This is a genomic window from Micromonospora sp. M61, assembly GCF_018070245.1.
Taxonomy (GTDB): domain Bacteria; phylum Actinomycetota; class Actinomycetes; order Mycobacteriales; family Micromonosporaceae; genus Micromonospora; species Micromonospora zamorensis.
In genome coordinates this window covers 1-7,846 of record NZ_JAGPYA010000114.1, presented here as the reverse complement: position 1 = coordinate 7,846, position 7,846 = coordinate 1, and the positions used below count along the sequence as shown (strand labels likewise).

General features: G+C 68.7%; 7 protein-coding genes. 2 read left to right on the top strand and 5 right to left on the bottom strand.

Annotated elements, in window-relative coordinates; translation table 11 throughout:
• The 5 genes from KBX34_RS32460 to KBX34_RS32440 all read right to left on the bottom strand — a co-directional run.
• Positions 1-515, bottom strand: a 515-nt coding sequence (locus KBX34_RS32460) for an ABC transporter ATP-binding protein (RefSeq protein WP_210928907.1), incomplete at its 3' end; no start/stop codon positions are given.
• Positions 512-2,266 carry an iron ABC transporter permease gene (locus KBX34_RS32455; protein ID WP_210793736.1) on the bottom strand — a complete coding sequence of 585 codons (1,755 nt, stop codon included), beginning with the start codon at positions 2,264-2,266 and terminating at the stop codon, positions 512-514. The genes KBX34_RS32460 and KBX34_RS32455, both read right to left, overlap by 4 nt.
• The gene (locus tag KBX34_RS32450) at positions 2,263-3,330 is read right to left on the bottom strand and encodes an ABC transporter substrate-binding protein (RefSeq protein ID WP_210928906.1); all 1,068 of its coding nucleotides are present in this window, start codon (positions 3,328-3,330) and stop codon (positions 2,263-2,265) included. Before KBX34_RS32450 ends, KBX34_RS32455 begins: the two co-directional genes overlap by 4 nt.
• A 114-nt stretch (positions 3,331-3,444) precedes the next feature.
• Positions 3,445-4,194, bottom strand: coding sequence for a response regulator transcription factor (locus KBX34_RS32445; protein WP_199177160.1), 750 nt, complete (start codon positions 4,192-4,194; stop codon positions 3,445-3,447).
• A complete protein-coding gene (locus KBX34_RS32440) occupies positions 4,191-4,997 on the bottom strand; it encodes a sensor histidine kinase KdpD (RefSeq protein ID WP_185755338.1) in 807 nt (268 codons plus the stop codon). Before KBX34_RS32440 ends, KBX34_RS32445 begins: the two co-directional genes overlap by 4 nt.
• Before the next feature lie 466 nt (positions 4,998-5,463).
• On the opposite strand from KBX34_RS32440, the gene KBX34_RS32435 reads away from it, so the two are divergent.
• Together KBX34_RS32435 and KBX34_RS32430 are read left to right on the top strand one after the other, a co-directional pair.
• Positions 5,464-6,057, top strand: a complete 594-nt coding sequence (locus tag KBX34_RS32435) for a sigma-70 family RNA polymerase sigma factor (RefSeq protein WP_088949070.1) — start codon at positions 5,464-5,466, stop codon at positions 6,055-6,057.
• A gap of 69 nt (positions 6,058-6,126) precedes the next feature.
• Positions 6,127-7,782, top strand: coding sequence for an RICIN domain-containing protein (locus KBX34_RS32430; protein ID WP_210928905.1), 1,656 nt, complete (start codon positions 6,127-6,129; stop codon positions 7,780-7,782).
• The last annotated feature ends 64 nt before the right edge of the window (positions 7,783-7,846 follow it).

Sequence of the window (7,846 nt, the reverse complement as noted above, 5' to 3'; positions counted from 1 at the left end):
GCCCGGGCCAACGCGACCCGCTGCTGCTGGCCGCCGGAGAGCTCGTGCGGGCTACGGTCCTCCAGGCCGACGAGGTTCATGCTGGTCACCGCCATCCGCATGCCCTCGGCGATGTCGGCCTTGGTGCGCCGCTGCAGCTTCAGCCCGTACGCGATGTTCTGCGCGACGGTCATGTGCGGGAACAGGGCGTAGCTCTGGAACACCATCGCCATCGGTCGGCGCTGCGGTGGCATGTCGTCGATGGCCTTGCCGTCGAGCAGGATGCTGCCGCTCGTGGCGTCCTCGAAACCCGCCACCATGCGCAGCGTGGTGGTCTTGCCGCAGCCCGACGGGCCCAGCAGGGTGATGAACTCCCCCGGCAGGACGTCGAGCGAGACGCTGTCAACTGCGGTGACGTCCTCGGGACGGCTCCGGAAACGCTTGGTCAGGGCCTCGAGTTGCAGGCGTCCGGTGCTGGCCTCACCACGTCCGGCGGGTGCGAGCGCAGCGGCCTCGGTGGGCGCGGCGACGGTCATCGTTTCGGCCTTTCAGACTTGGCGGTGCGGTGCAGTGCGGCGCCCCCGCCGACGAGCAGTCGGATGATCGCGAAGGCGACCAGGACGAGCACGGTCAGCACCGTGCAGTAGGCGAATGCCACCCCGTACCGGCCGGTGCTCGCGGCGCTGAGCACCTGCGATGTGATGATCTTCGTCTCCGGCGTGACCAGCAGGACAATGGTCGACACGGAGGTCATGCTGCGGGCGAAGCTGTAGCTCAACCCGGTGAGCAGGGCCGGCTTGATCAACGGCAGGGTCACCCAACGGAACGTCTGCAGCGAGTTGGCCCCGAGGTCGGTCGACGCCTGCTCGATCTGCGGATGCAACTGGGTCAGCGCACCGACCGCCGTCCGTTGCCCCGCCGGCACGCTACGGATCACGAACGCCAGGACGATGGCCATCGCGCCGGCGAAGACCGCGCTACCACCCACCAGGCTGGGGAACACCAGGTAGTCGCCGATGTACCGCTCGGGCCGGTAGGCGAGGACGAAGCCGATGCCCAGCACGGTGCCCGGCACGGCGACACCCAGCGTGCCGCCCAGGTCGAGCAGCCAGGCGGTACGTCGCAGGTGGCGAACCACCAGCCAGGCGATGAGCAGGCCGAGGAGGGCGGCGATCGGAGTGGCGATGACCGCGAACGTCAACGTGTCGAGGACGGCCTCCACTCCCACCCCGAGCAGTACCTCCTTGAGGTAATCGAGGGTGAAGGTGTTGTCCACGCCGAACACCTTGGTTACCGAGCCGAGGATGACAGTGCTGTAGATGCTCACGATGATCGCGGCGGCGAACAGCGCCAGGGCGTACACCGGCCACCGGCTCCAGCCGGTGATCAGGTGCACGGAGCCGGACGGTCGCCCGGTGATGGTGGTGCGCACCTTGCGGTTGAGCCACCACCGCTGGCCGAAGTACATCGCCAGGGACGGCACCAGCAGGATCACGCAGTAGACGGCGGCGCTGGTGGTGTCGTACTCACCGGTGACCGCCAGGTAGGCGCGGCTGGCCAGCACCGTGTAGTCGCCACCGAGCACCAGCGGGTTGGCCAGGTCGGCGATCGCCTCCACAAAGAGCAGCAGGAACGGGGCGACGAGCCCGGGGGCCAGCAGCGGCAGGATCACGCGGCGCATGATCTGCCAGCGGCTGGCGCCCATGTTCATCGCCGCCTCCTCCAGTGCCGGATCCAGGCCCCGCATCATGCCGAGCAGGCCCAGGTACGCCACCGGGAACAGCGACAGCGACAGCACGAACACCAGGCCGTCGAGGCCGTAGATGTCGTACTCCAGCCCGAACAAGCCGTTGCTGATCACGCCGCGCCGGCCGTAGAGCACCACCGTGGCGGTGGCGACCGCGAACGGCGGGCTGACGATCGGCATGAGGGCGATGAGGTGCAGGATCTTCTTACCCGGCACGTCCAGTCGGGCCTGGACGAACGCGAACAGGAACCCCAGGGCGGTGCCGCACAACCCGACCAGCGCCCCGAGCACCAACGTGTTCCGCAGGATGCCGAGATCGACGGAGGAGCTAAAGAACTCGACGTAGCGGGGCAGCGCGTCCGGAGCGAAGGCAGTGGCCAGCACCGCCACGAGCGGGATCGCCGCACCGATCACCACCACCGCCGCGCAGACCCCGACCAGGACCCGCAGCCCCGCGCCGAGGCGGCGGCGCCGCCGCGGCGCGACCGCCTCGGGTGGGGTTGGGGTGATCACCCCGGGATCGGACAACAACGTGGTCATGACTTCGGCGCCTGCGCGACCTCGGCGTCGAACCGCTTGTTGAGCGCCGACTTCGCCTTACCTGCCGCCACCGCGTCGTACTCCACCATCTTGATGCCGGAGAGCGGGACGACCTTGTCCGACACCTTCGCGTCCGGGTTCGTCGGGAACTGGTACGCCTTGACGCTCGGGCCGACCTCCTGCGCCTCGGTGGTGAGGGCCCAGTCGACGAACTTGCGGGCGCTGGTCGGGTTCTTGGCGTTCTTCACCAGGGCGACACCGCCGGTCTCGTAACCGGTGCCCTCCGCCGGGAAACTCAGCCTCAGGTCGGGGAAGCCGGCCTCCATGGTGGCCACGCAGTCGTGCGCGAAGATGACCCCCACCGCGACCTCGCCACGAGCGGTCATCTGGGCGGGCGCCGAGCCGGACTTGGTGTACTGCAGGACGTTCGGGTGCAGCTTGCGCATGTAGTCCAGCGCCTTGCCCTCGTCGCCGCCGGCCAGCTGCACCTGGGTCCAGAGGGTCGTGTACGCGGTGCCCGAGGTCGACGGGTGCGCGATGCCGATGTCCTTGGCGAGCTTCTGGTTGAGCAGGGCCGTCCACGAGTCGGGGAGCCCGATTCCCCGCTCCGTCAGCAGCTTGCTGTTGCTGCAGAAGCCCAGGGCGCCGACGTAGACGCCGGTCCAGGTGCCCTGCGGGTCCTTGTACTTGGCCGGGATGACACCCGCGTTCGGCGAGGTGTAGGCCTCCAGGAGCCCCTCGTCGCCGGCGGAGGCGTACCCGTCGGCGGGCCCCCCGTACCAGACGTCGAACTCCGCGTTGCCCTTGCCGGCCTTGATGCGTGCCAGCGCCTCGCCGCTGGAGAGCCGCACGAAGTCGGCCTTCACCCCCGTGGACTCGGTGAACTTCTTCGTGGTCGCCGCGCACCAGTCCTCGGTGGCACCGCACACCACGTGCACCACACCGCTGTCCTTGCTGGCCTCGGCGCCACCCTCGCGGGCGCAGCCAGCCGCACCGAGCAGCAGCGAGGCCGCCATCGCTGTCGCCAGCAGTGTGCGGTTGCCCCGTATCTTGTTCGTCGCCATGACGTGGTCTCCCCTACTAAGCCGCCCGAATCAATGCGAGTGGTGTGACGGCCACGTTAAAGGCGTGTGAACGGGGCCCCGGTGACGGCGGCGTAAGTAATGGTGACGCCGCCGTCACCTGGCCGCCGGGGAGGCGTCCCCGTCCTCGGCGGTCCCGGCAGCCATCTCAGGCATCAGGTAGCCGACCCCGCGCAGCGTGCGCACGTACGCCGATCCGTTCGGTGTCCCGGCGAGCCGGGAGCGCAGCCGGTACACCGCGGACTTCACCACGTCTCGTCCGCCGATCAGGTCCGTGGTGCCCCAGACCTCCCGCAGCAGGTCCTGCCACGACTGCGGCACGCCGCGGCGCACCGCCAGGTGGTGCAGCAGCTTGAACTCCGTGAACGGCAGGTCGAGCCGGTGCTGCGCCAACGTCGCGGTTTGCGTTGCCGGCTCGATGACCAGCTCACCGACCTGGACCGTGGTGCCCGACCCCCGGCGGCGACGCACCAGCGCCTGCGCCCGCAGCGCCACCTCCCGCGGGTGGAACGGCTTGGTGACGTAGTCGTCGGCACCGTGCTCCAGCCCAGCGATGATGTCGTCACGCTGGGCCAACGCGGTGAGGAACATGATGGGCGCCTCCGAGCGCGCGCGAATCCGCTGACACAGGGCCAGCCCGTCCATCGTGGGCATCATGACGTCCAGCACCACGAGGTCCACCGAATGCGTCCGCAGCAGGTGCAGGGCGGTAGCCCCGTCGTGGGCGGTGAGGACGGTGAAGCCCTGGGTCTGCAGAGCGAACTCCACGATGATCGTCATCTGCGGCTCGTCGTCGACCACCAGCGCGGTAGGCCCACTCCCGGGCTGCTCGCCGGCGCGCGTCACGGCCGGTCCGGCAGGGTCAGGAGGATGGTGGTCCCCCGGGTCGACGCAGTGTGCACCATGATTTCGCCTCCGTGCAGCTCCACGATCGTCTTCGTGATCACCAAGCCGAGGCCGGTGCCGTCGGCCAGCGGCCGACCCGTGGCGAAGCGGTGGAACAGGCGTTGCCGCTCCGCCTGACTCATGCCCGCACCGTCGTCGGATACGTACACCGCCACGCCAGTGTCGATCAGCATGACCCGCACGTCGAGATTCCCGCCGGTCGTGGTGAACCGGCTCGCGTTCGACAGCAGGTTGGTCAGCGCCTGGGTCAGCAGCATCGGGTCGGCCCGGATGCGCGGCATCACCTGGGGCATGTCGAGGCTGATGCGCTGCTGCCGCTGCGCACACAACGGTCGCATCGCGGTCACCACCTCGCGCACCACCACCGACACGTCCACCCTCTCCAGGTGTGGCGTGAACAACCCAGCCTCGATCTTGGCTTGGATCAGCAGGCTCTCGCACAGCCCGATGACCTGCGTACACTGCTGATCCAGGACCTGCAGGAAGCGGGCCTGCGCAGCGGTGAGCGGCCCCGGAGTGCCCTCCCGCAACAGATCGACCGCCCCCTTGATCATGCTCAGCGGGGTCCGCAGCTCATGGCTCAACGCGGTCACCTGCTCCGCCCGCCGCTCCACCAACTGTTCGAGGTGTGCCAGCTCGTTGCTCCTTGCGGCGGCCGTGCGACGCATGCTCAGCGCCATGATCGAAGCGCCGACGACACCGCCGACCACGGAGGCCACCGCCACCACCCAAGCGGTGTCCATGCTCGGCCCTCCTCCCATCGGTGGCCCGCCGAAACGGTCGCGGCCCGGCAGGGACGCGGCGGATGTCGGGACCGTGTTTACAGCCGAGTGAACAGTCGACGTTACCGCCGAGTGAACAGTGGACGTAGGTTAGCTTGCCCCAGGCAACGGCTTGCCGGGCGCGTGCCCCGGCACAGTTCACGCTGGTCAAATGCCGTCTCGGCCGTCTGCCGATCAACCGAACGCCCCGACATGGTCGTCACGCTCCGTGAATGATCGGCGGCCGACGCCGCGCCACCGGACACCTCACCGCGATCGATGAACAGCCCAGACAGCAACCGGCCAGACTGTCACCGTCAGTGTCACTGAGTAGACAATCCGCAATCCCGGTGCAAGTCTTTGCCGCGTGCGACCCTCCCCAGAAGTCAGCGGTGCCAGCGGCACGGCAGCTGGCGCCCAGTCCCCAGCGGACGGTCCGGGTCAGGGCATGGACAGCCCCGAAGATGTAGCAGCCCTGCGGCATCTGCAGCAGGTCCACGCGCCCGTGCTGCTGAGCTTCCTGACCCGCCTGACCAGGGGTGACGTTCACCGAGCCGAAGACATCGTGCAGGAGACGGTGCTGCGGGCCTGGCGGAATCCAGAGGCGCGTAACGCCGAGGGAAACTGGAACCGAGCCTGGCTGTTCACCGTGGCCAAACGCATCCTGATCGACCAGATGCGCTCCGCCGACGTCCGTCCGGCCGAGCTGCCGGTCGACTATATCGACGATCATGCGCAGCAGGACGACGCCATCGAGCGCCTCCTCGACGCGCGTGAGGTCCGGGCCGCGCTCGACTCCCTGCCCGAGCGGCTACGCATCACGCTGGTCGAGATCTTCTTCCGGGAACGGTCGGTGTCCGAGGCCGCCGACGCGCTCGACGTCCCGGCCGGCACCGTCAAGTCACGCACCTTCTATGCACTGCGGGCCATGCGGGAGGCCCTCGTCAGCCGGGGCTTCGATTTCGGAACCGCAGGCGAGAGACGGCCGACCGGCAACGGCGATGCGGGCGAGGCACGCCCAAGAAAATCCGATCAGCTGTGAACCGGGGTAGCTGCCCGGCCGTCATGTGCACGACACGTGCCCACACCCACTGAGCGTAAGAGTGAGTCGATGAAAGCAACCGCAAGTGGCCAGCGCCGCCCGTGGCGACGGCTTATCTCGTCGACGCGTAAGCGCGTCGAGATCGTCGCCCTGGTCGGCGTCATCCTGGCGTCCGGGGCCGTCGGTTTCGAACTGGCCGCCACTGCGGACCCGGACAAGCTGGTCGGCGAGCCGGTTCCGGACGGTGACGTGCCCGCCATCGTGGAGGCGGCCCTGTCCTGCCCCGCCCTCAACCCGCCGAAGCTCGCCGCGCAGATCATGGCGGCGTCCGGCTTCAAGAGCAGCCCCGACATGATCGCCGGTCTCGACCAGGCGGCGTGGGAGAAGTGGCGGCCCTCGTCCGATGCCAGTCGCGCCGACCGGCGGGCAAACATCATCGCGCTGGGTCACCGGACCTGCGAGAACGTGGGCCATCTGCGCTCCGCCGACATCGATGGAGACCTCTGGCCGGCCGCCATCGCCGCGGAGCAGACCGGAGTCAAGGCGGTGCTCGACGCCCGCGGCGTCCCGAAAGACGCCAAGCCCTACGTCGACAAGGTGAAGGCGTACGCGGCCTGGTACGCCGAGCAGCCGCAGTTCTCCGAGAAGGCGGTAACCCAGTCGGCCGCTTCCGGGACGGCCGGCGAGGTCAAGGTGCCCGACGCTCTGGTCCAACCGATCCAGGTCGCCGGAAAGGTCTGCCCGCAGATCACGCCGGCCCGGATCGCGGCACAGTTGCGGACACTGTCCGACTTCGACGTGAACAAGCGCACGTCGGACCGTCAGGGTGTCGCCCAGTTCACGCCCACGATGTGGGAGCAGTACCAGCCGGGCGAGGGAACGTCGGTGTGGCGGCCCGCGGACGCGATCCCCGCACTCGGTATCGCCATGTGCGACATGGCGCAGCAACTGTCCGAGCTCAACGGCGAGGACCCGTATCGACTGGCGCTGAGCGCGTACCAGTGGGGAATCGACCCGGTGCGGCGGGCGGCCGGCCTGCCCCGCGTCAACGTCACCCAGCTGGCCGACCAGGTTCCGGCGCACGTCGCCGAGTACGAGAAGGACAACCGGCTTTCCGTCCCCGTGACGAAGCCGAGCCCCACCGTGAAGCCGAGCCCCACGCCGTCGGCGAGCCGGAGCGTCCAGGCCTCGCCGAGCACCAGCCCGTCCGCGAAGCCCAGTGAGAAGCCCCAGGGCCCGAAGCTGTTCGCGTACGAGGCGGGTGCCACGTACCGCCTGGACAGCCCGTGGGCCCAGTCGATCGTGGAGCTCCCTGGCATCAACCAGAACACGCAGCCCGGTAGCCGGGTCCAGCTGTGGAAGGACGAGGGGTACAAGGACCAGCGCTGGAAGCTCTACCCGGCGCCGGACAGGCGGCACGTCATCATCACGAGCGAGTGGAACAACATGGCCCTGTCCGTGCAGGACCGTTCCCTGCAGAAGGGGTCGAAGATGGCGGTGTACGAACGTGACGACAACGACGAGAATCAGCAGTGGCTGCTGGAGGACGTCGGCGCCGGGAACGTGGTCATGACCAACCGCCGCTCGGGCTTTGTGATGGAGCTGCTGGGCGTGGACATCGGGCCGACGAGGGACAACGGCACCACCTGGAACGGATACTGGATCCAACAGTTTGACCGTCAGGACACCCAGAGAGACCAGAAGTGGCGATTTGTAAAGCAGTGACGCCGGCCGGGCACGGCGAGCCGGGAAGCTGAGCGGCGTGCCGGACCTACCCGCCCTGGGCGAC